Genomic DNA, 21,010 nt, shown 5'->3' with positions numbered 1-21,010 from the left:
GTTGTTTACCGTGCTACCGTCGTGTCTTTTATATATAGTTCTTTATGGAATGGATTTAAAAGAACGTTTCAAAAAAAGCGACGAGTAATATCGTCGCTTTTAGTCCGTCTGTTTCCGGTTATACATCACAATACTTCCGACGAACACGACGAGCGCCCAGGCGGACAGTATCACAAGCTCCACCCATGTAGAGCCGAGTCCAGCCCCCGCCTCGATTTGATGCGCGAGGTCGATCAAGACGATGTTCGGCAAGTACTCGAGGAGACCGATAATGGAGAAGCGGTCCTCGTACGCTAACAACATCGGTGAGAACGAGAAGAAGAAAAACGCCGGCATGACGATGAGTGAGGCTTCCATGACCGTCTTCGTCATCAATCCGAGAATCGTCCCAATCCCGATATAAAAGAACGTCGAGATGATCAAGGCAAGTGAGATGACGAGCAGGTTCGCAGGGCTGTATCCCATGATAAAGGCGCACGCTGCAATCAAAACAAGTGTCGTTACGAACGTGAGCGCGCTCTTTCCGAGCAAGATGTCGAGCGTACTCGCCGGTGACAACATCAATCCACGGAGCGTGTTCTTTTCTTTCTCTTCGGCAATCAAGGCACACTGGACGAACGTCGCGACGAGACTAAACGTGATGTTGATGATGAAATAGGTGATGTCGATGCCTTCTGTGCCGAGTTGTGAATAGAAGACGGCGAAGAACAATGGCATGATCAACGTCGAGGAGACGAATAAGTTCCGCGACAAGTCTTTATAGTCTTTCTGGAAAATGGCGAGTGCCCGTTTCATTGAAAATGTCATGATAATTTCCTCCCCGTCACTTCGATAAAGATGTCCCCGAGCGTCGGCTCGTTCGAATGGATGGCCGCGATATTTTGGTCGCGCATCTGTGCATGGAGCCAGTCGGCCCCGTCTTTTCCTTGCTTCAAGTCAACCGTTTCCCCGTCATGCAGTTCGACGCGCATCGAGCCGTTCGCATATTTCCGGCGCAATTGTTTTGGGGCGTCGAGCAGTTGAATCTCTCCTTGATGCAAGAAGGCGACGCGATCGCATAGTTCCTCTGCCTCGTTCATGTCGTGCGTCGTCAAGAAAATCGTCGTCCCTTTTGCCTTCAACCGTTCAATCCCTTTATAAATATGACGCGAGTTGACCGGGTCGAGCGCGGACGTCGGCTCATCTAAAAACAATAGTTCCGGCTCATGCAACAACGCCCGAGCCAGTGTCACCCGTTGCAGCATCCCGCGTGAGAGCGCGGCGATGCGTTTTTTGCGTTCCCCGGCCAAATTCACCATCTGGAGTACGTCATCGATTCGTGAACGCGGTTCGTCATACAGGTCGCAATAGAGTTGCAGATTCTCTTCAATCGAGAGGCGCGTGTATAGGCCGCTGTTGTCGGTCAACACACCAATCCGCTTCCGATACTGTTCTTGTTTCAACTCCGAGACGGGCACGCCGAACACGGTGGCGTCACCTGACGTCTGGGAGAGTTGCGACGTCAAAATTTTGATGGTCGTCGTCTTCCCGGATCCACTCGGTCCGAGGAACCCGAATACCTCTCCTTTTTTAACAGAAAACGTCACGTCTCGTAACGCTTCTTCGTTCCCGAACAGCTTTTTCAATTGATTCACGGTAATAATATCCTGCATCGCTCGTTCCTCCTTGGTCATGTCGTATTTCATGCTTACATCATATCGAGAGGAAGAGTGGGGCGCATTAGAATGGCCATAAATGGCGCTTCTTGAGGACTGAATGGAGCGAATCGGACGGTGAATGGAGCCTATTTCAGCCCAATCATCGTCTTCAATTCGGCCATTTTCGTCTTCGAGAGCGGGATGGTCGTCTTCGCCGCATCATCGAGCACGAGGCTGAAACTGTTCTTCGTATACGTGATGACTTCCCGCACCCGTTGAAGGTTGACGATGTACGATCGGTGACAACGGAAGAAACCATACGGCGTCAGACGCGCCTCGAGCTCGTTCATCGTGAAGGCGCTCGGGAACTGCTCGGACTGACTGTGCAGCACGGATTGGCCATCCTGACTTTCGATGTAGTCGATTTCCGGTGGATCGAGCAAGACGATCTTCTCGTTCACTTTCGTCGGAATCTTCTCGAAGCGGACGTGCATGACCTCTGGCGTGACGTCTTCGTTCGTATCCGGTTCATCCGGTTCCACATCAAGTAGGCGCAAGTGTCGATGGTCGATGCGATAGACGGTCGATGTGACGAAAAGGGCGCTCTCCATGTTGCTTGTCAGGAGTAGGATGGCTTTTTGTTGCTGCTTCAGTTGCATTAAGACGGTCGCGAACAAGTGCCGCGTCTCTTGATCGACATTTTGATCCGGTTCTTCGAGGACATAGATGTCGCGATTATGTAGCAGTAGTGCCGCGTATTGAACGCGCCGGACGAGCGACAAGCTGAGTCGGTTCAATCGTTTGTTCCGGTATGGGGTGAGTTGAACGGTTTGTAGGACGGCATCCAGCGATTCCGTCGATTCGTAAAGCGTATGCGTGAAATGCAAATATTCTTTGACCGTCAGACGGTCATATAACCCGTCACGGATGGAGAAAAGTGAGAGCGTATGGTTCCCTGTATCCATGTTCCCGGAGTAGTTCGCGTGTGCATCCGTCAATAGCGCGAATAATATTTCCCGGGAAGTGACGCCGCAATGGATAGCTGCGATTTCGCCTGGATTGATGGTGAAGGAGATATTTTCAAGGATGAGCGTGTCTTGTTGGCGAACAGAGACGTTGTCGAAAGTAAGCACCAAATCCCTCCCTTTTTAGTGGGATTATACCATTGATTCATAGAAGACTTGAGTAATGAATTGGAATAAGGCTATGCTAGACTGGAGATAATTTGAAATTAGATGAGGGTGTGTCGGTGAAGATGATTGAGGTCATTCCTTTAGATTTTGATAAAACGAGTATAGATGAGATTGATCGGACAGCTGATTACTTGAACTATCCGGTGATTTATATTTTGAACGGACAGAAGGAAGCGTATATCGGAGAGACCGTCCATTTCCAAAAGCGCATGAAACAGCATCTGAAGCTGAAACAAGCTGATCGGAAAAATGTAGACCAAATCAATCTCGTGAAGCATGAGACGTTCAATCGGTCGGCGACGTTCCATCTTGAGACGAAGTTGATTAACTACTTTTTAGGGGACGAGAAGTACACCTTACAAAACAAAAGCAAGACGGTGAGCGACTTCACGCACAACTACTACAATAAATCGTTCTATGACAATGAGCTGTTTCCTGAGTTATGGGGTGCGCTACATAAGAACGGGCTCGTCGAAAACGACCTGCATGCCATCGAGAACAAAGACATCTTCAAATTGTCACCTTTCAAAGAACTATCTGTGGAGCAAATGGACTTAAAAGAGAGTGTGCTCGAGTTCTGTGAGACACGGATTACGGAGTCGAAGCCCGATGATACATATGGAAACTTATATGTCATCGAAGGCGAGGCCGGTGTCGGCAAGAGTGTTGTACTGAGCTCCATCTTCAATACGATTCAGGCGCGAACGAATGAAGCGGGTTCGAAGCTGTATCAAACGGAGAACTATCTGGTCGTCAATCATGAGGAGATGCTAAAGACGTATAAAGGGATTGCCAAACAAGTCAAACACTTGAAGGCTGTCAATTTCGTCAAACCGACGCCGCTCCTTAACAAGTTAAAAGATAAGAAGGTCGATATCATCTTGGTCGACGAGGCGCACCTTCTATTGACGAAGTCAGATGCATACAACAACTTTCGGGCAGAAAATCATCTCGAAGAATTGATGAAGATCGCCAAAGTTGTCATTGTCATCTTCGACCAAGACCAAGTGTTGAAGCTGAAGAGCCGGTGGGACCAAAGTGTATTAAAGAGATATAAACAAAAAGCGAAGTGTTTGAAAACATATAAACTGACGAATCAGTTTCGTATGCAGGCAGATGAGGATGTCATCGATTGGATCAACGCCTTCAAAGCTAAGCGTATACAGGCTTTTCCGGAATCTCGAGATTATGACCTACGCATTTTTGAAACGTTGGAAGCGATGCATCAAATGATTATCGAACAAGATCAGAAACATGGACTCAGCCGAGTTGTGTCGACGTTCGATTATCTTCATAAAAAGGACGGGGAAACGTATTACGTCTGTGAGTCGAACGGGGAGTATAAGATGCCATGGAATACGACCGGTGGAAAAACGACGTGGGCCGAGAAGTCAGAGACGATTGCTGAGGCCGGGTCGATTTATACGATTCAAGGCTTTGATTTGAACTACGTCGGCGTCGTGTTAGGTCCTTCTGTCACCTACGATGAGACGAAGGATTGCTTGGCAATCGACACGAATCTTTATAAAGACACGGGTGCCTATGCTGGGATTGACGGTTTCAAAGATGTCGAGTTGGCGAAAGAACAGATTGTCTTGAACTCGATTAATGTGTTGATGAAGCGAGGCGTCCGAGGACTTTACTTATATGCGAGCAATCAAGCGTTGCGAGATAAGCTGTTACTCATTCAAAGAGAGAAGGTACAGATATGAACGAAATACAACGACTGATGGACAAAGTAATTGAATTCCGAGACGAGCGCGATTGGGCGTTCCACCATAACCCGAAAGACTTGGCATTATCGTTATCGCTCGAGGCGAGCGAACTGTTGGAGTTGTTCCAATGGGTGTCGAGCGAAGAAGCGCTCGAGACGAAACACGTCGAGATGAAAGAAGAGCTCGCGGATGTCCTCATCTACGCGCTGACGTTTGCTCATGCGGCAGGGATTGATGTGTCGCAGGCAATTGAAGAGAAGCTCGAGAAAAATGCGGTCAAATATCCGGGTCCACAATCATGAGTGAAACGCTCGTAAGGTATCCTCCAGATCAATTTATGATTCCTTGCCATTTAACCGGAAAGAATTTCTCACCTCGCGTCGCATCGGAGAAAACAGGCATTCAATTTTATACCCAGACCGAAGTCGGAGAGATGGAGCGCATAGGAAAACGGATTGCTACGTACGGCGATGCGTCATTTGAACCACCACTGGAATTTCAACAGATGGAAAATCCGTATATCGGACTCTTTTGGATGGTGGACACCCTTACGGAACATATCGATACGCTTCGCTCTTGTGGAGCCGATGATATCTATATAGATTTAGGTGTCGTCTATCATCTTGATGTGAAACTAGAGTTTGAACCTGATTTCTTGATGAAACTTGCGAACTTAAAGATTCCATTTTTAATTAGTGGCTATAAAGAAGAAGTTGCTGAATGATGTTACAGGAACTAGGTACGGTATTAACATTAAGAAAAAAAGCAGGACAGCCCGTTACTGGGACTGTACTGCTTTCGTCTGAATCATCGCGATGACCTCATCCGTCGTTTGGATGTCCGCGAACTCTTCGTTCAAGTTGGCGAGGGAGACGTCATGAATGACATCTGCTGGAATCAATGAACCGCTCAATGAACGACGGTCGAACGTCGCCGTCGCATCGGATACAACAATCGGTCCGAACCCGAGATTGCCGGCCATGCGGGCGGTCGTCTCGACACAGTGGTTCGTGATTAATCCTGTGACGATGATGGATCTCGCTTGATACGCTTCGAGAAGCTCTTGCAGGTTCGTACCGATGAAGGCGCTGTTGACCTGCTTGGTGAGGATGGTGTCTTGTTCGCATGGACGAATGAAGTCTTGGAACAAATGACCGTCCTTCTGGAAGTAAAATAACGATTCAGACACTTGTGAGACGTGTTGGACGTAGATGATTGGTTGATTGGCCTCTTCCCAAGTCGAGATGAGACGTGCAGTGTTTGCTTCAAACATCGGATTGTTCCGGTTGCCCCAACTCGGATCGTGGAACGCTTGTTGGACGTCGATAATCAATAATGGTACGACTGTGTTTTGCTTCATGTCTGTTTCCCCCTTGTTAACGTTACCTTAAGTGTAGCGGGGAGACAGGTTCGATTACATAAGAGATCAACGGAGTTGTATGCGTGATTCCTTAAAATGAACGGAAGATTGGACGCACAACTTACGATTTGAAAGTGGGGACAGAAATGGATGAAATTGATCGACATATCGTCAGCTTGATGCAAGAGAACGCGCGAATTTCTGTCACGGAGCTCGGGAAGCGAATTGGCTTATCAACACCTGCTGCGAATGAACGGTTGAAGCGGCTCGAAGAACGCGAAGTCATCACCGGGTATCGTGCCGTGGTCAATCCTGAAAAGTTAGGGAAGCATGTGACGGCTTTCATCTTGTACGACACGACACGGTGTGAAGCGTTCCGCGAGTTTTGCCGGCAACAACCGAGCGTGATGGAATGCCATCGTCTCGCCGGACAGTACAGCTACTTGGTCAAAGTGGTGACGGAGAACGTGCGCACGCTCGAGACGTTCATCGATGAATCGATGGCATACGGCCAGCCATCGTCGCTTATCAACCTGTCGTCACCGGTTCCGTTTAAGGCGGTCGAATAAATGCGGAGATGGTTCGGGTATAAGTAATGAATGGTCATTTTATAAATTCAGTCTTTGAAGTATGAATCCTCTTCATACGGGTTCGCATATAAGTCGATATCGAACTCGGCACGGATCCGATGGGCGAATTGAATGGTCTCCAAATCAAACGCAAGCGAAGGTGTTTGTCCGTCTTCCATCACGATTACGATGATGAATCGCGCTTGCATGTCATCGTACGTGCTATAAATGTTATCTAAAATTGTTTCTTTGCCACGAAGTTGAGCAATGATCTGTTGCAGTTGCTCGTTCACATCGAGTGAAGGTTGATAGCCGGTACCGAGTGACCATGATGTATATTCACGAGGACGAGACGAGTAGGTACTCTTATCGCCTCGTTCAAATGTTTCGGTAGGGGTTAATCCGAGCCGATTTGTCACGTCTTCGATTGAGAAATCATCGGCTAACAGTCGGAAGTAAACCAAGACTTCGGTTTGTGCAGAATTCATGAACACCCTCTTTTCTTTGTATGACAGTCAATTTGAATATAAACGAAGGAATCGTCAGAAAGGAAGCCGAATATGATTCAACGCGAACGATTTGAACAACTCTATCGCTCAGGAAAGCGCTCGACAAGACAGGCGGCACTTCTGTTTTCCTTGGTCACAGCCATTGGATTCATTTTATTGATGAGCGAGGAACGGCAGCTTGCTGAACTGATTTGGTTTGTGCTTTTTGTTCCTTCCATCTTTCTCGTTAAGATTTGGGCACGTACGACCACGTTACTGCGATTCAACTCGTCCCCTAAATACACGCGACTAGTTCGCCTTGAGTTTTGGGTGGCGATGGGCCTCATTGCACTCTATTGTCTGTTGATGCTGACAACGCTCTTAAATCCCGAGCAGGTCGGTTTAAGTGTTGCCGCAGCGGGTCTCTATGTAATCGGATGGGTCGTCTCTTCTAGGATTGATCAAAAGCTTGCGAAGATTGACCCAGAACACGTGACGCACAAAGTGTATGAGCGTGGGAAAGTCGGCTTCTTTTAAAATAAAGGTAGTCAAAAGGGAGTAGCACGTGCTACTCCCTTTTGTCTATCTCGGCAATGAAGCTGATATCAATTATGTATTTCTAGTTTTTCTTCGATTCGGTCGAGGCGTTCCATCAGCACATTGAATTGTGCTTCTTGAAGTAAGGCCGCTTGGCGCTCGGCTTCAAGGCGTTCAATCGCACGTTTTTCTTGCCGCTGTGTATATCGAATAATCGCTATGACAAATATGAGAATTAATAAAATCGGTAAGAATGACATGAACAAACTTAGAAATGAGAGGATTGCGAGTTCCATTGTCGTTACTCCTTTTTGTCACGTATCTTTTTGTCACGTATCGTTTTGTTCAAGATGTTCCATTTTTGACTGCATAGTCTTCAAAATGAAATTCTGTAAAAATCATACCTGCCATGATGTACATGATGATCAAAAATCGAAGTGATTCAGGTAGATAAATCATCCTAAAAAATAAAAGGACTTCAAATGTGAACACAACGATATAGGCAAGGAGATACATTAAAGCCTTTCCTTTTCGTAATCGGGAAAAAAGACGAATACCTTGAATAAATGGATAAAGTAACGTCTTAACTGTATTGGACATGTTGGTAAATCCTTTCTTAGACGTTACCGTTCATTGAGCGGAACATATCCTGGTTTGGTGCGTCGCCGTCTGACTTCCGAATCAAAATAATGAAACGGTGTGTACATGGCCGTTGAGATATAAACCGAAGCAAATGTCTTCAAATAGAGTGGCAGTGGAAAGAAATCATCCAATACTAAAAACATCAATGGGAAAGCTATGACAATCAATGCAACTGTCATCATCACTTCTGTTTTGATGAACCGATACAATAGACACATCAACGAAATGAATGGGAAATAAAGATAATAGAAGAATCGGTTCACATCGTAAAGTCCTTTCCTAAGCGGCGTAACCAAATTATGTATATTCGTCTTCTCCAGTATAATAGGAACACCATATAGAAAGAAGGGGCTTTTTCATGAATCCATCAATTGCGATTATCGGAGCCTGCGTGAGCGGACTGTATGCTGCGTCGCTCCTCATGGAGAAAGGCTATGACGTCACCATCTTCGATGCGACTCGTGGGGTGGAATGATGACATTTATTTGGAAGTTTCAAACGCTCGCCCCGTCAGGCAATCGCGTTATTTGCACTGATCACAGGAGTCAGTGGGATTTTGATATCATTGACAAACATCGTCTCGCTGAATTCATCTGGTTCCTCCTCGTATTCCCATCTGTCGGTCTCGTGAAAATAATGACCCGGACGAACACATTGCTACGCTTCAACTCGTCTGCCGCCTACAAGCGGCTTGTGCGTCTTGAAGGGTGGACAGCGATTGGGCTGATTGGAGCCTACGTGGTGTTGATGCTGACACTCCTGCTCAACCCGGAACAAATCAGTTTGTTGGTGCTTGCAACGGGACTCTCCGGAATCGGAATCATTGCGTCGTCTCGGCTCGATCGAAGCCTTGGCGAACTTGACCCGGAGCATGTGACACATAAAGTGTATGCTCAGGGAAAAGTCGGTTTCTTTCCAAAATAAAGGCAGTCAAAAAGGAGTAGCGCGGGCTACTCCTTTTCATTTACGCGATCAACCAACTGTTTCGCTTCAAGCAGCGACAATCCATATGTCTCACGCAAGAATTTCACGGTTGGAATCACGCCAATCGTATCGATTTTTTCTTTGATGGACGCATAAAACTCGTCATCTTGCACGATTGGTTCGGTATGGAGTTGTTTTCGTTTCAATGCATTCATATCCTTCGCTTGTCGCGAAATGATATTGAGGAAGAACCCGTTCAATATCAATGAAGCAATCAACATGATTGTGGTCCAATCCATTCAAACACTCCTTTCGATTTAATCATCGATGATATCGAACCTGTAAGCATTGGTGAGCGAGTTATGGATGATTAACTCATAACTGAGCTGTCGTTCGTCCGCCTTTTCAATCAAGAGATGAATCTCAGACGTATGGAATATCCGTTGACAGATGACGGAGGCGAGCAGTAGAAAGCCGCCAATGATGGCTATGACGAGGAGTTGTTTCGTCCATGGCTGGAATTGTGTCATACTCACTTCATTGCCTCCACCTTCTCTTCAATTCGGTCGAGGCGTTCCATCAAGACAGCGAACTGTTGTCGTTGATCGGCGGCGGCTTGACGTTCTAATTCAAGTCGTACATGAGCACGTTGCTCGTGCCGCTTCATAAACTTCAGGACCATCACGATGGCCGTGATGAGCAAAGCGAGTGGTACAATCATCGCTAATAAACTGAACAGTGAAACAAATAAGAAGTCCATTCTTTTCCTCCTATGTAACTCATGAAATTCGAAGTCTTTCAAATGCTAACAAGTGGTGCGAACGTATTCGATCATTGTGAGGCACTAAAAAAACGTACGCTATACAAATAGAGTACGTTTCAACCTGCTATTTGGTTTCATCGAGTTGGATGTATCCAAGTTTTGTACGCCTTCTTACGACATCCGATTCGAAGTAACACATCGGGGTAAACAATCCTGCCGAGAGATAGAGCACGAAAAGGGTTTCTAGAAATCGTGACGCTTGGAGGCCATATCCGATGATGAGGACATGGACGGGGACAAAGAACAGCATGAATGCATAAGACATTGTACTTTCCGTTTTGATAAATCGATATAATCCTCGCATTAATAAGATGTAAGGAAATAAGACGTAATAGAAGAAACGCTTCAAGTCGTAACGCCCTTTCCTGAGCAGTGCGCCCAAATTATGTGTATTCGTCTTTTTCAGTATAATAGGAGCACTACATGCGAAGAAGGAGCTTTTTCATGAATCCATCAATTGCGATTATCGGAGCCGGTGTGAGCGGACTGTATGCCGCGTCGCTCCTCATCGAGAAAGGCTATAACGTCACCGTGTTCGAGTCACGCGACCGCATCGGCGGACGGGTGTTGAGTCATGATGGCTTCGACCTCGGTCCGACCTGGTATTGGCCAGAGACGGAGACGACGATTACGCAACTGATCGACCAACTTGGTCTTCAAGCGTTCTCACAATATACGGCCGGAGACTTGATGCTCGAGCGGCAGTTCGGTGTCATCGAACGCCATACGCTCCCGCCAGGCCATACAATCCCATCGATGCGACTCGTCGGTGGCATGGCCAGTTTGTCGACGGCGCTCGCGGCGACATTGCCTGCCGGGACGATTCAACTCGAGTCTGCGGTCACCTCGATTCAACAGATTGAGGACGGGATATCCATCGAACTCGAAACGGGAGGGTCCCATGCGTTCAGTCACGTCATCCTAGCCATTCCACCGCGACTCGTCTCACACATCTCGTTTCAACCGGAACTGTCTGAGACGACGAAGGCGAAGCTGGCAAACACGCCGACCTGGATGGCCGGGCAGGCAAAAGTACTCGCCGTCTACGACCGCCCGTTTTGGCGAGACAACGGTTTATCCGGTCAAGGCATGAGTTGGGCCGGTCTGTTGCAAGAGATTCATGATGCCTCGCAGCCGGACGGACTTGCCGCGTTATTCGGTTTTTTCCGGTTGTCTGCTGCTGAACGCTCGGTACTCGACTGGGACGAATTGAATCGTCTCGTCATCGACCAGCTCGTCCGTCTATATGGGGAAGAGGCGCGCCATCCGCGTGACATCTACTACGTCGATTGGTCGAGTGACCGGCAGACGGCCACGGTTCAAGACAGGGAACCGTTGACTGAATTTCCCGTCTATCAGCCAATCACGCTCGATTCAGTATGGGGAGGAAGGCTCTCACTCGCTGGGACGGAGACGGACCCCTTGTTCGGCGGTCATCTCGAAGGCGTGCTCCGTTCAGCGGAACGTGTCGTCGAGCAACTCTAACCAAAAAATGCGTATCTTCCCGAGTCAGGGACGATGCGCATTTTTCATTTGAACTTTTGGATCATCAGCGCGAGTGAGCGATTGATCATCGTCATCTCAACATCTTCAAGCACGGAGAACATCTCTTCGGCGAGCCGCTCTTCGATTGCATCGATTTGTTTCGAATACTCCATACCGATCGGTCCGAGCCGGATGAAGCTCTCGCGCAAGTTGTCTGGATTCTTCTCTTTTTGGACGAAGCCGCGTTGCTCGAGCACTTTGAGCACTTGGCTGACCGCACTCTTCGAGATATTCATCTTTGTGGCAATCTCCGTCGTCGTCCAAGTGTCTTGTCGTTTGAACAGGAGTAACATCTGTTCTTGCTGGTAACTGAGTTCGAATTCATTCAACTCGGTAAAATATTTAGTGAACAACAAGTCGAGCTCGTCAATTTGACGGTACATCTCGATGACTTGCTGTTTGCGTGTGTCGTTCAATCGTCGTTCTCCTTTCATCGCGTGTCACGGAACGTCTGGCTCCGCACGTATAACACGATACTGAATACTAATCCGATTATACCAAACGAGATGAGTAACGTTTGAATCGGTACGGCCAAGGCTACCAAAATCGACAGGACCGCAAACGCAATCGGCTCTAACCCGGATGCGGCGAGCGCCATGATGCTCATGACACGTCCAATCTTGTCGTGGTCGCTATGTTCTTGCATGAGCGTGACCGTCGGCAAATAGACGAGCATCAACATAAATCCGCTCGCGGCCGCAGCCAAGGCGAGGAGCGTGATGGACTGGGCCTGCGTATAGAGGAAGAATGCCCCAATCGTCAAAAACAGGACGCGGAAGACGAAGCGTCCACGATGGACCGAGCGGAACAACAGGACGAGAAAACTCGCCACGAACGTCCCGACGGCGAGGCCCCCTTCAATCAAACTTAAGTCAAACGCCGTCCCGTCTTGAGCACCGACGAGGATCGGGATGCTCATGATGAGCGGTCCCATGACGAACAGGTTGACGATGGCGATGGATAACGTCCCGCTCCGTAAAATCGGTGTGCTCGAGACGTAACGGATGCCTTCATTCAAATCAACGATGACGTGACCGAGCGACATGGCACGGGCTAGGGGAATCGAGTCGCGAATCAAGCGCGGCATAATCAAGATAGCCGCGATGAAAATCAAGACGGCTGCCGTCCCGAAGCTGAGCCCGAAGCCACCCCATGTCAGTAAGGCCCCGGCGAGGAACGGACCGAACACGAACATGAGCTCGAGCGTTCCTTGGAAAAGTGAGTTGGCACGCTGCAACTCTTCTTGTTTGACGAGCGAAGGGATCAAGGAAGACAACGCCGGATAGGACATGCCGTCGAGGAGTCCGAACACGATGGAAATCATGATCAAGGCGGACACCGAATACGCGTCCGCAAGATGTAGTGCCACGACTGCGACCATGAGAAGACCTTGCCCGAGGTTCGTCAAAAACAAGAGGCGACTCTTTTGGAATCGGTCGGCGAACACGCCGCCGAACACCATCATCACGACACGCGGCAACGAGACGGCGGTCATGATAATCCCGAGCAAAGCCGGCTGTTGTAACACGTCAATCGTAAGCCACGATACGCTCAAGAAGAAAATCGAGAAGCCGAGCGTGAGCGTCATCCCGGATAACCACGTGAATACGAAGCGTAGATTTTGTAGCAAATTCATAAAGAAAACCTCAGTCTTTCTGTCTTTTAATATAGTTAAGTTAACTAAACTATAAGGCGTAGTGACTTTCCCGTCAAGCGAGTAGGCAGTTACAAAACAATTGTAAAAAAACGGAACTTTATTCTGTGAAAATCGTATAGTGAGATAAGAGGTGAACAAGATGAATAAACATCAGCGTTCGAAGCAAATGGTTACCGCAAACCGAAAATGGCTTCTCGTACGACTTGGCTTTGCGATTCCAATAGGAGTATTACTCTTTTTCTTTTTACAAACCGAGACACGATCAATCTTGTATGGCAGTTTGATGATTGCATCGTTGCTGATATACGGCGTGATGATTGGACGAGAAAGTCGATTCATGAGCAGTTTCACAGACCACATTCGAGCGAAGCAGGTCATCCATATCCAATATGTGTTCGACTACATGATGGTCGTCTTTATCTGTTTGTTTTTCCCGTTGCTCATGAAGCTCGAAACAATCAGTTGGGTCCCATTCTTCATCTTCTCCTTCACAGCGTTAGCGCTAGTGATTGTCGAGCGGTTACTTGACGAGAAAGTAAAGCTGATTGATCCCCAGCAACCGACGCGTCGAGACGTCAAGCAGGAAAGTTTTTAAGGGGGGATTTGATGACCAAACAAGAACGCATCAATCTGATTTATAAAGCGAATGTGAAGACGGCCGTTTTCCAAAGTCTGCTCACGTTTCCAATGGTGTTTTGTCTCGTCGGATTGATCGAGTCGGATTCATGGAACGGTTGGTACGTGGCCGGAGCGCTCGTCTGTCTGTTGCTATTAGGCGGAATCTTCTTCAAGGCGAATCGAGTCGAGACCGAGTTGACCGAGCAAGAGGAAGCCAAAACGATGATCGTCCGTCGGAACGGATTCGTCTTTGCGCTGTTCGTCCTTTTCCTTTTGTCGTTTGCCCTGACGCTTAAGCTAGGGTGGACATACGCGTGGATATTAGGTGTAGCGGTCGGTGTCATCTATGTCGGGTATCGTTTGATCCGAAAGCAAGACGAGCGGTTGATGAACATCGATCCGGAGCATCCGATGCTTCGTGAGATACGGCTCGACAACGTTAGAGACTGAGGAGGGATGAGATGGATCGAGAAACCCGGACTGAGGCATTGTTACAAATCTACACGACGTATCGTCGTTTCATGATTGGAAGCAGTGTCGTCATCTTTGTGAGCGCGCTTTATTTCATGATGCACACGACGTATTCTGGCATGATTGCGGTGGCCAGTCTTGTGCCGACACTGTTTTTCGAATGGAAACAGACCGTCCTGTATCTTCGGTTCAATGACGACTGGACATATCGGCGTCTCGTGAAAGGACAATTCTTTATCTTGGTAGCTACCTTCCTCACGTTGTTCAGTCTCATCACCCTGTTTTTGACGGGGCAGATTCATCCGGACGTGTTGATGTGGGCGATGGTCATCGGGGCACCACCGTCTGTGTTGTTGCCGTTGTGGATGGATCGAAAACTGCTCAAACTCGACCCGGAACACGTCACGTCAAACATGCTGGCTAAAGCCAATCGTGAGAAGCTGAAGCGTCGACTTGACGGAATCAATGATTAGAAAAGGAATGGAATCGTATGACGAAACAACAACGGATTGACGAAATGAACCGATACCGTGAGCAAAAGAAGCGGCGACGAGACATGCTATTCACTCCTGTCCCTGGACTATTGTTTGTCACGTTACTCGCCGATCAACTATGGTGGGCATGGGCAGGTTTGATGACTATATTCGCAATCGGTTCGATTGTATATGTAATAAAAGAAGGCAAGGCGCTCGCCGACCTGTCTACGGAACCAAAAGCGCAAGTCGCGACGCGAAGCGTCTACTGGGTGTTAAGCGGGTGGTACGCCTTCATCCTCGGTAGCGTGACATGCTATAAACTGGTGGCCCCTTGGTGGACGTGGGTTCTCATCATTGGGATTGCCGTCCTGCTATCGCTTCTGTATAAACGCTTCAATGAAACTGTCCATAGCGCAGATGCAGCTCAACCGGTCCGCTCTGAATTGGCAACGGCGAATGGGTTGATATGAACATGTTGATGAAACAAGAACGAATCGAGCGATTGCTCGCGCATGAGGATGCGACGTGGCATTGGCGCTACTGGGGTCTGTTCTTCAACCTCATCGCCGTCGCGTTCATCTCGTATCAGACATCGATTTACTTACCGCTTATCCTCTTTGCCGTGTACTTACCACAATTGTGTGTCACGTGGTGCAAGACGAAAGTATTGCTGACGTTTAATCCAGATCCTCGCTATCGGCGTTGGATTTATAGTGATTTCATTGTCGAATGGTTCATTTTTTTGCTGTTCCTTTGTCTGCTCGCTGCGTATCACACCGATCTTCTCACGATTTGGCCGCTCATGACCATCTTGATGACGGGGACGATTGGTGGGATGGTGTTTTCACGCGTGGTCAACCGAATCGTTCTGACATTTGATCAACAGCACGTCACGAATCGGATGTTCGACGAAGCGAAAACTGAGCGCCATACACACCAAAAGACGAGTTCCTGATTATCGGAACTCGTCTTTTTCACATTTCAGGACATCGGTCCTTTATGCTAAAGTGTGTGAGGAGTAAGCTGGAGACGTACACAGTATATAGAGAATCGAGGAAGAGACTATGTTAGCCATTGTAATTGGACTCGTCATCGGGATTTTGTTGCCGATGCAGACGAGCGTGAACTCACGTCTGCGCACCATCGTCGGGTCACCGTTCGTCGCGTCGTTCCTGTCGTTCGCCATCGGGACGACCTTTTTAACACTTATGTTATTACTCACCGGACAATCGTTCGGGATTGAATCGTCCATCTTCCAAGCAGAGCCGCTTTGGATGTGGTCGGGCGGCTTGTTGGGGGTCATCTTTTTAACGGGGAACATCCTCTTGTTCCCGAGGCTCGGTAGCGTTCAGACTGTCATCATGCCGATTTTTGGACAGATTTTGATGGGACTGTTGATTGACCACTTCGGTTGGTTCAACTCGGCCGACAACGTCCTCACGCCGTGGCGCGTGTTCGGGGCCTTGCTCGTGTTGCTCGGCGTCGTCGGGACGGTCGCACTGACGGACTGGATTAATCGTCGCCGTGGTAAACTCGTCGCCTCATCGCAGACGGGAACCGGCAATTTGAACGTCTGGCGTATCGTCGGAATCGGGACCGGGATGATGAGCGCGACACAGACGGCCATTAACGGCTATTTGGGAACAGTGCTTGAATCGGCTTTGAAAGGGGCGCTCGTCTCGTTCGTCGTCGGGACGGTCACGTTACTGCTCATCTTGCTCGTCTTGCGGCCGAGCGTCGAATGGCGCGGGCTACGTGGTCAGCCGTGGTGGATTTGGCTCGGCGGCATCATCGGGGCATTGTTCATCGGTGGGAACGTGTTGATTGTGCCAATGGTCGGGACCGGCATCGCCGTCGTCATCGTCATTGTCGGCTTGCTGTGCGGAAGTCTGCTCATCGACCGCTTCGGCTGGTTCGGGGCCGCGAAGAACCCGGTCACCGGGATTCAACTCGTCAGTTTACTCGTCATGGTCATCGGGATCATGTTGATTCGTTTATCGTAAGGGGGAAGAGATCATGCGCGGAGTACTGTTCGCCATCAGCGGCGGCTTCTTTTTGACGCTGCAAAGCGTCGCCAACGCTCGCATCAGTTCAAGTATCGGGACGTGGCAGGCCGCCACGCTCACGCAGTTGACAGGATTTCTCGTCGCGCTCGTCATCATGCTTCTCGTTCGCGACCGGACGTACGTCCGCATGCGCCGCGTCGAACCGCTCTATTTGTCAGGGGGCGCGTTCGCTGCCTTCATCTTGTTCAGCAATATGACGGCCGTACATGAGCTCGGTGTCACGCTCACGATCTCATTATTTTTGATTGCCCAGCTCGCCCTCGCGCTCGTCATTGACTGGCGCGGTTGGTTCGGGATGTTGCGCCGTGACTTGAACCGGACGCAACTGCTAGGTGTCATTATGATGATTGTCGGGATTCTCGTATTGAAAGGATGACACGTGATGGAACAGATTGACCATTATATGAAGCGATATGGGCTTGATGAGGTGCTTCCATCAGCCATCCGACCTCAACTTAAGCTCGTCCGTTACACACCGGGTGAGGTGATCTGTACCCAAGGCGCAAAGGCGGAACAGCTCCATTTTCTTGTGAGCGGAAAGATTCGCGTATCCCATACATCGGCAGCTGGGAAGCGGCTCGTTTTGTCGTTCAAATATCCGCTCGACTTGATTGGCGATATTGAATACATCCGTCGCACGCCGTTCTTGAACACGGTCGAGGCGGTCACACCGGTCGAGATGCTCGTCGTGCGCTTTGATGACCTTGACCGTCACGCCAAGGACGACGTGACCTGGCTTCGCTATTTGCTCGAAGGAATCACGAAGAAGTTTGAGATGAAGTCGCAGTCGATGAGTTTCAACTTGTTCTATCCGGTCGATGTCCGACTCGCGAGCTATCTGTTGTCGATGACGCCGGAAGAGACGACGCTCGGGTCGACGGTCGATGAGTTGACCGATATCGCTGATTTGATTGGGACGAGCTATCGTCACGTCAATCGGACGCTCAAACGGTTCGTCGAGGCGGGATTGATCGCGCGCGACCGTCGCCACATCACCATCATGGACCGGGACAGGTTGATTGCTGTTGCCGGGGAGAGTATTTATGAATGAGGAGGACACATCATGGCACTTGGAATGATGCTTGCGGTCATGGGAGGCATGCTCGTCTGTGTGCAGAACACGTTCAACGCGAAAGTGAAAGAGCAGGTCGGGGCGTGGGCGACAACAACGCTCGTGCTCGCGCTCGGATTTTTGGCGTCGCTATTCGTTGGGTTGATCAGTGAAGGATTTGGTCTGTTCGCCGTCACGGGAATGGAGACGTGGTATTGGTTCAGCGGCATCATCGGCGTCGGCGTCGTCATGAGCGTGACGCAAGGCGTCCAACAGCTCGGACCGAGCCACGCCATCTCCATCGTCATGGTATCGCAAATCCTATTCGCACTCTTATGGGACACGCTCGGCTGGTTCGGGTTAGAAGCCATCCCATTCACATGGAAGACAGCGCTTGGGATCGTATTGATTGTCGGCGGCGTATTGTTATTTCAATTGAGTGGGAAGAGAGAGACGGCCCACCTAAAAGCGAAACAAGTTGGTTAAAACGATTTCCGACAAGTTGAACAAGTCTGCCCGTGTTCCTGCCGCTTAACGACGGCTTGACAATGCGGGCATTTTGTCGTGAACGAGGCACGTGGTTGGGCGGGGGAGCGGTCTCCGAACGAGGACGGATAAATGGTATAAGAGCGAGTCACAATAAAGCCGACGATACCGAGCAGGACGACTAAAATCAGAATATCCATCGAAATACCTCCTAATTATTGGTATGCTACTCCTATGTACGGTAAACGGTCCGAATTGGTTTCAAGGAGGAACAAATGATGGTGACACGGGAAGAACGAATCGAACAGTTACAGAAGCGTCCGAAAAAAGGTGTCTTTAGATTGTTATGGGCGGCTGCGGCCGGACTAGGACTAGGGTGGTGGATTTACGCCAACGCATCGTTGCCCCTGCTTGCCTTGTTCTTCTTTTTTACGATGACCGCTGTTCCATTCAGCTTTATCACGTGGCAGAAGACGCGCACACTTTTGACATTCAATGACAATCGCTCTTATCAACGGTTAATTCGGGCGAAAGGCGTCATCGCGATTGCAATGTTGTGGGGCATGCTCGGTCTGATGTTTGGATACGTATCCGGATTCTTCGCGTTGTCGATGTTCAGCGGACTGTCAGCAACGTTGATTGCAGGGATGTTAGTGATCGAAACATGGCTCGATTCTCGCTTGCTTCGGATTGATCACGAGCATGTCACGGACAGTTTGCTTGGATTCACAAAACGGGAGCGGTTGAAGCGTAGTTGGGATCAGAAATAAGGCTAGTGAAGAAAGCAGGGGAACAATGATTATTTGGAACGATACACCAGACGACCCGAACCGGTTACCCACATTAACGGAAGATGTATTGAACGAAGTGGAGACACGACTCGGAGTGAAACTACCGATGGATTACCTTGAGATGATTTGTGTCCAAAACGGGGGATATGTCGAACAGCGCGATTTGCCGGTTATATGGAACGGGCTTGAAGATATCGCCCTCGTCGACTCGATTGCCGGGGTCGGACTACATAAAGGGCTGATCGAATCGAAGGCGTTATTGAAGGAATGGGGCGTCGAGGATGAGCGATTGATTGCGTTCGCCGGGGACGGGCACTTTTTCCTCGCGTTTGATTACCGAGATGGGCCTCATCCGAACATCGCTTTCATCGATACGGACACCGAACAGATTGATATCTTGTTCGACTCGTTCCAGCAGTTCACCGAAGCGCTCACGACGGTCGAGTATGAGCCGTTCATCGGACTCGCTGAGGGTGAAATGTTGATTGATTACGCTCGACGGCAACTGTATAGCACAGATAAGCTTGAAAAGGCGCAGGGTGCAAACACGTGGTTGAATGGAGTAGACATGCTTGGTACAGACGAGCTCGTCAAGGAATTGCTAACGTGGATGAAAGATGAGACGCTTCAAGTCACGGCAATCTGTACGATGCAACATTTGATACTTATGAGAAAGCTTCAAGATGACGCATCAATCGAAGCCTTCTTTGAGGCGCTGCGGCAGAACGACGACTCGTTCAGTAAACAAAGTTACGAGGAGACAAAATATATCGTAGAGCATGACATTCCGTTCGAATGAAACCTTTCTTCGATTCCTTCGTAAAAGAAGGTAATGAGATTTGATGAGGAGGATTGGATGGTTGACCATAACGTAAGACTCGAACAGATGCTTGAGAACGAGCAGAAGCGACAAAAACAGACGTGGTATCCGATGCTCGGCTTCCTGGCGCTATTCATCGTGTATTTTTGGGTGACGGACGTCCTCTTGCTGTTGCCCATCATTTTGGCCGGACAGATCCCTGTGCTATATAAAGGCTGGCATCGGATGAAGCTGTTGCTTACGTTCAACGAGGATCCGCGCTACTAACAGAAAGTCCGATCTGAATTCGGATTGGCCGTCGGGAACCTCGTGTTTCTTCTGCTAGTGGTCGCGAGTACGATGTTAGGCTGGATCACGCTCCTCACTTTCTCCATCGTCATCATCGTCGGCCTCATCACGTTTTTGGCACTTCGTTTTCGAATCGATCGCGAGCTGAAAGAGATGGATTCGGAACATGTGACAGCGACTGAACTCGGCGAAGCGCAAATCGAACGTGAAAAACGAAAGACATCATGATGGGAGACATACATATGATTAACAAGAACGAACGACTGAAACTAATGGTCGAGAACGAGCGGAAGGTGAATCGGACGGCACTCCTGCTCACACTTGCGATATTAGGGGTTGCATTTGCCTTCATCTTCACCCGAGAAATCAATGTGACGACGTTTGCCGTCATCATCATGGCGACGCAATTGCCGAGTCTATATCGGGCCTGGCATCGGATGAAGTTGTTACGCACGTTCAATGACGAGGCGCGCTATCAGAAGTATGTCCGTCTCGAGTTTGGGATCGTGCTGGCGAACGTCCTCTTGCTTGGCGTGTTTATCGCCATCGCCTGGACGATTGAAGGGTCGCTGCTCGTGTTCGCCGGTATGTTGCTCGCGTTGTTCATTCCGTTCATTTTCTTGTCGGTGTGGGTGAATCGGAAGATTGAATTGATTGACCCGGAACACGTGACGAATCATGAGTTGCGAACGGCGCATCGCGATGAAGCGAAACGTCAGCTCAAATAAGGAGGAGTTCGATGGATTTACGAGTATTGGACATGTTGTGGTCGCTTGTTACCTATGCGGTCGTGTTAGGCGGAATCTTAGTTGTATTGAAACTGCTTGTCGGAAAATCGAGTACACGCAACTAA

At 49.0% G+C, this 21,010-nt stretch carries 34 protein-coding genes; 22 read left to right on the top strand and 12 right to left on the bottom strand.

Translation table 11 applies throughout. The features are described from left to right. Positions 1-99 precede the first annotated feature (99 nt). From KNP83_RS14005 to KNP83_RS13995, 3 genes are all read right to left on the bottom strand, one after another. The gene (locus tag KNP83_RS14005; RefSeq protein ID WP_214763011.1) at positions 100-807 is read right to left on the bottom strand and encodes an ABC transporter permease; all 708 of its coding nucleotides are present in this window, start codon (positions 805-807) and stop codon (positions 100-102) included. Further along, on the bottom strand, positions 804-1,652 hold the full coding sequence (locus KNP83_RS14000; RefSeq protein ID WP_214763010.1) for an ABC transporter ATP-binding protein: 849 nt from the start codon (positions 1,650-1,652) through the stop codon (positions 804-806). The genes KNP83_RS14005 and KNP83_RS14000 overlap by 4 nt, the downstream gene beginning before the upstream one ends. Before the next feature lie 131 nt (positions 1,653-1,783). Continuing rightward, complete coding sequence (locus tag KNP83_RS13995) at positions 1,784-2,770, bottom strand: LytTR family transcriptional regulator DNA-binding domain-containing protein (protein ID WP_214763009.1); 987 nt, start codon at positions 2,768-2,770, stop codon at positions 1,784-1,786. Positions 2,771-2,892: 122 nt separating this feature from the next. On the opposite strand from KNP83_RS13995, the gene KNP83_RS13990 reads away from it, so the two are divergent. Genes KNP83_RS13990 through KNP83_RS13980 form a run of 3 tightly spaced genes read left to right on the top strand, consistent with a single transcriptional unit; the run spans position 2,893 to position 5,269 of the window. Further along, the gene (locus KNP83_RS13990; RefSeq protein ID WP_214763039.1) at positions 2,893-4,542 is read left to right on the top strand and encodes a DUF2075 domain-containing protein; all 1,650 of its coding nucleotides are present in this window, start codon (positions 2,893-2,895) and stop codon (positions 4,540-4,542) included. Continuing rightward, positions 4,539-4,847 carry a nucleotide pyrophosphohydrolase gene (locus KNP83_RS13985; protein ID WP_214763008.1) on the top strand — a complete coding sequence of 103 codons (309 nt, stop codon included), beginning with the start codon at positions 4,539-4,541 and terminating at the stop codon, positions 4,845-4,847. Before KNP83_RS13990 ends, KNP83_RS13985 begins: the two co-directional genes overlap by 4 nt. Next, entirely contained in the window at positions 4,844-5,269 is a 426-nt protein-coding gene (locus KNP83_RS13980; protein WP_214763007.1) for a hypothetical protein, read from the top strand. The genes KNP83_RS13985 and KNP83_RS13980 overlap by 4 nt, the downstream gene beginning before the upstream one ends. A gap of 54 nt (positions 5,270-5,323) precedes the next feature. On the opposite strand, the gene KNP83_RS13975 is transcribed toward KNP83_RS13980, so the two are convergent. After that, positions 5,324-5,905, bottom strand: coding sequence for a cysteine hydrolase family protein (locus KNP83_RS13975; RefSeq protein ID WP_214763006.1), 582 nt, complete (start codon positions 5,903-5,905; stop codon positions 5,324-5,326). A 146-nt stretch (positions 5,906-6,051) separates the two neighbouring features. On the opposite strand from KNP83_RS13975, the gene KNP83_RS13970 reads away from it, so the two are divergent. Then, positions 6,052-6,474, top strand: coding sequence for an Lrp/AsnC family transcriptional regulator (locus KNP83_RS13970; protein ID WP_214763005.1), 423 nt, complete (start codon positions 6,052-6,054; stop codon positions 6,472-6,474). 47 nt (positions 6,475-6,521) lie between these two features. Here KNP83_RS13970 and KNP83_RS13965 read toward each other — a convergent pair whose 3' ends face one another. Continuing rightward, positions 6,522-6,962 carry a DUF4279 domain-containing protein gene (locus KNP83_RS13965; protein ID WP_214763004.1) on the bottom strand — a complete coding sequence of 147 codons (441 nt, stop codon included), beginning with the start codon at positions 6,960-6,962 and terminating at the stop codon, positions 6,522-6,524. A gap of 72 nt (positions 6,963-7,034) precedes the next feature. Here KNP83_RS13965 and KNP83_RS13960 point away from each other — a divergent pair, with 72 nt between their 5' ends. Then, on the top strand, positions 7,035-7,499 hold the full coding sequence (locus KNP83_RS13960) for a hypothetical protein (RefSeq protein ID WP_214763003.1): 465 nt from the start codon (positions 7,035-7,037) through the stop codon (positions 7,497-7,499). Positions 7,500-7,567: 68 nt separating this feature from the next. Here the strand turns inward: KNP83_RS13960 and KNP83_RS13955 are convergent, their stop codons facing one another. Further along, complete coding sequence (locus KNP83_RS13955; RefSeq protein ID WP_214763002.1) at positions 7,568-7,795, bottom strand: hypothetical protein; 228 nt, start codon at positions 7,793-7,795, stop codon at positions 7,568-7,570. Positions 7,796-8,499: 704 nt separating this feature from the next. On the opposite strand from KNP83_RS13955, the gene KNP83_RS13950 reads away from it, so the two are divergent. Both KNP83_RS13950 and KNP83_RS13945 read left to right on the top strand, forming a co-directional pair. Next, a complete protein-coding gene (locus KNP83_RS13950; RefSeq protein ID WP_214763001.1) occupies positions 8,500-8,616 on the top strand; it encodes an NAD(P)-binding protein in 117 nt (38 codons plus the stop codon). Then, positions 8,616-9,065, top strand: coding sequence for a hypothetical protein (locus KNP83_RS13945; RefSeq protein WP_214763000.1), 450 nt, complete (start codon positions 8,616-8,618; stop codon positions 9,063-9,065). Before KNP83_RS13950 ends, KNP83_RS13945 begins: the two co-directional genes overlap by 1 nt. A gap of 26 nt (positions 9,066-9,091) precedes the next feature. On the opposite strand, the gene KNP83_RS13940 is transcribed toward KNP83_RS13945, so the two are convergent. From KNP83_RS13940 to KNP83_RS13930, 3 genes are read right to left on the bottom strand one after another with little or no spacing between them, the layout of a single operon-like run. Continuing rightward, positions 9,092-9,364: a hypothetical protein gene (locus KNP83_RS13940; protein ID WP_214762999.1), complete on the bottom strand. Its 273-nt coding sequence runs from the start codon at positions 9,362-9,364 to the stop codon at positions 9,092-9,094. 18 nt (positions 9,365-9,382) lie between these two features. After that, positions 9,383-9,601, bottom strand: coding sequence for a hypothetical protein (locus KNP83_RS13935; protein WP_214762998.1), 219 nt, complete (start codon positions 9,599-9,601; stop codon positions 9,383-9,385). Beyond that, positions 9,598-9,825, bottom strand: coding sequence for a hypothetical protein (locus KNP83_RS13930; protein WP_214762997.1), 228 nt, complete (start codon positions 9,823-9,825; stop codon positions 9,598-9,600). Before KNP83_RS13930 ends, KNP83_RS13935 begins: the two co-directional genes overlap by 4 nt. A gap of 507 nt (positions 9,826-10,332) precedes the next feature. Here KNP83_RS13930 and KNP83_RS13925 point away from each other — a divergent pair. Beyond that, complete coding sequence (locus KNP83_RS13925; protein ID WP_214762996.1) at positions 10,333-11,373, top strand: flavin monoamine oxidase family protein; 1,041 nt, start codon at positions 10,333-10,335, stop codon at positions 11,371-11,373. Positions 11,374-11,417: 44 nt separating this feature from the next. Here KNP83_RS13925 and KNP83_RS13920 read toward each other — a convergent pair whose 3' ends face one another. Both KNP83_RS13920 and KNP83_RS13915 read right to left on the bottom strand, forming a co-directional pair. Next, positions 11,418-11,849 (bottom strand): MarR family winged helix-turn-helix transcriptional regulator, encoded by a 432-nt coding sequence (locus KNP83_RS13920; protein ID WP_251139405.1) that lies wholly within the window; start codon positions 11,847-11,849, stop codon positions 11,418-11,420. Between the two features lie 14 nt (positions 11,850-11,863). Next, on the bottom strand, positions 11,864-13,069 hold the full coding sequence (locus KNP83_RS13915) for an MFS transporter (protein WP_214762994.1): 1,206 nt from the start codon (positions 13,067-13,069) through the stop codon (positions 11,864-11,866). A 160-nt stretch (positions 13,070-13,229) separates the two neighbouring features. Here KNP83_RS13915 and KNP83_RS13910 point away from each other — a divergent pair, with 160 nt between their 5' ends. The 9 genes from KNP83_RS13910 (at position 13,230) to KNP83_RS13870 (ending at position 18,258) form a co-directional block, all read left to right on the top strand. Then, the gene (locus KNP83_RS13910) at positions 13,230-13,685 is read left to right on the top strand and encodes a hypothetical protein (protein ID WP_214762993.1); all 456 of its coding nucleotides are present in this window, start codon (positions 13,230-13,232) and stop codon (positions 13,683-13,685) included. Positions 13,686-13,696: 11 nt separating this feature from the next. Further along, positions 13,697-14,158 (top strand): hypothetical protein, encoded by a 462-nt coding sequence (locus KNP83_RS13905; RefSeq protein WP_214762992.1) that lies wholly within the window; start codon positions 13,697-13,699, stop codon positions 14,156-14,158. An 11-nt stretch (positions 14,159-14,169) separates the two neighbouring features. Next, positions 14,170-14,652 (top strand): hypothetical protein, encoded by a 483-nt coding sequence (locus KNP83_RS13900; RefSeq protein ID WP_214762991.1) that lies wholly within the window; start codon positions 14,170-14,172, stop codon positions 14,650-14,652. A 17-nt stretch (positions 14,653-14,669) separates the two neighbouring features. Then, complete coding sequence (locus KNP83_RS13895; protein ID WP_214762990.1) at positions 14,670-15,125, top strand: hypothetical protein; 456 nt, start codon at positions 14,670-14,672, stop codon at positions 15,123-15,125. A gap of 2 nt (positions 15,126-15,127) precedes the next feature. Beyond that, positions 15,128-15,610, top strand: coding sequence for a hypothetical protein (locus tag KNP83_RS13890; RefSeq protein ID WP_214762989.1), 483 nt, complete (start codon positions 15,128-15,130; stop codon positions 15,608-15,610). A 109-nt stretch (positions 15,611-15,719) separates the two neighbouring features. Beyond that, on the top strand, positions 15,720-16,658 hold the full coding sequence (locus KNP83_RS13885; protein WP_214762988.1) for a DMT family transporter: 939 nt from the start codon (positions 15,720-15,722) through the stop codon (positions 16,656-16,658). A gap of 13 nt (positions 16,659-16,671) precedes the next feature. Next, positions 16,672-17,097: a DMT family transporter gene (locus KNP83_RS13880; protein WP_214762987.1), complete on the top strand. Its 426-nt coding sequence runs from the start codon at positions 16,672-16,674 to the stop codon at positions 17,095-17,097. 6 nt (positions 17,098-17,103) lie between these two features. Then, positions 17,104-17,772, top strand: coding sequence for a Crp/Fnr family transcriptional regulator (locus tag KNP83_RS13875; protein WP_214762986.1), 669 nt, complete (start codon positions 17,104-17,106; stop codon positions 17,770-17,772). 12 nt (positions 17,773-17,784) lie between these two features. Beyond that, complete coding sequence (locus KNP83_RS13870; protein ID WP_214762985.1) at positions 17,785-18,258, top strand: DMT family transporter; 474 nt, start codon at positions 17,785-17,787, stop codon at positions 18,256-18,258. On the opposite strand, the gene KNP83_RS13865 is transcribed toward KNP83_RS13870, so the two are convergent. Then, the gene (locus KNP83_RS13865) at positions 18,255-18,458 is read right to left on the bottom strand and encodes a hypothetical protein (RefSeq protein WP_214762984.1); all 204 of its coding nucleotides are present in this window, start codon (positions 18,456-18,458) and stop codon (positions 18,255-18,257) included. The genes KNP83_RS13870 and KNP83_RS13865 overlap by 4 nt on opposite strands. A gap of 78 nt (positions 18,459-18,536) precedes the next feature. Here KNP83_RS13865 and KNP83_RS13860 point away from each other — a divergent pair, with 78 nt between their 5' ends. From KNP83_RS13860 to KNP83_RS13845, 5 genes are all read left to right on the top strand, one after another. Further along, the gene (locus tag KNP83_RS13860; RefSeq protein ID WP_214762983.1) at positions 18,537-19,028 is read left to right on the top strand and encodes a hypothetical protein; all 492 of its coding nucleotides are present in this window, start codon (positions 18,537-18,539) and stop codon (positions 19,026-19,028) included. Between the two features lie 25 nt (positions 19,029-19,053). Then, positions 19,054-19,848, top strand: a complete 795-nt coding sequence (locus KNP83_RS13855; protein ID WP_214762982.1) for an SMI1/KNR4 family protein — start codon at positions 19,054-19,056, stop codon at positions 19,846-19,848. 57 nt (positions 19,849-19,905) lie between these two features. Further along, positions 19,906-20,136 (top strand): hypothetical protein, encoded by a 231-nt coding sequence (locus KNP83_RS15130; protein WP_251139404.1) that lies wholly within the window; start codon positions 19,906-19,908, stop codon positions 20,134-20,136. Between the two features lie 72 nt (positions 20,137-20,208). Further along, positions 20,209-20,385 carry a hypothetical protein gene (locus tag KNP83_RS15125; RefSeq protein WP_251139403.1) on the top strand — a complete coding sequence of 59 codons (177 nt, stop codon included), beginning with the start codon at positions 20,209-20,211 and terminating at the stop codon, positions 20,383-20,385. Positions 20,386-20,399: 14 nt separating this feature from the next. Continuing rightward, positions 20,400-20,885, top strand: a complete 486-nt coding sequence (locus tag KNP83_RS13845) for a hypothetical protein (RefSeq protein WP_214762981.1) — start codon at positions 20,400-20,402, stop codon at positions 20,883-20,885. The last annotated feature ends 125 nt before the right edge of the window (positions 20,886-21,010 follow it).

It is taken from the genome of Exiguobacterium sp. s146 (assembly GCF_018618415.1).
Taxonomy (GTDB): Bacteria; Bacillota; Bacilli; order Exiguobacteriales; family Exiguobacteriaceae; genus Exiguobacterium.
Note: the sequence above shows the minus strand (reverse complement) of the source record. Positions and strands in the feature narration are given on the sequence as shown.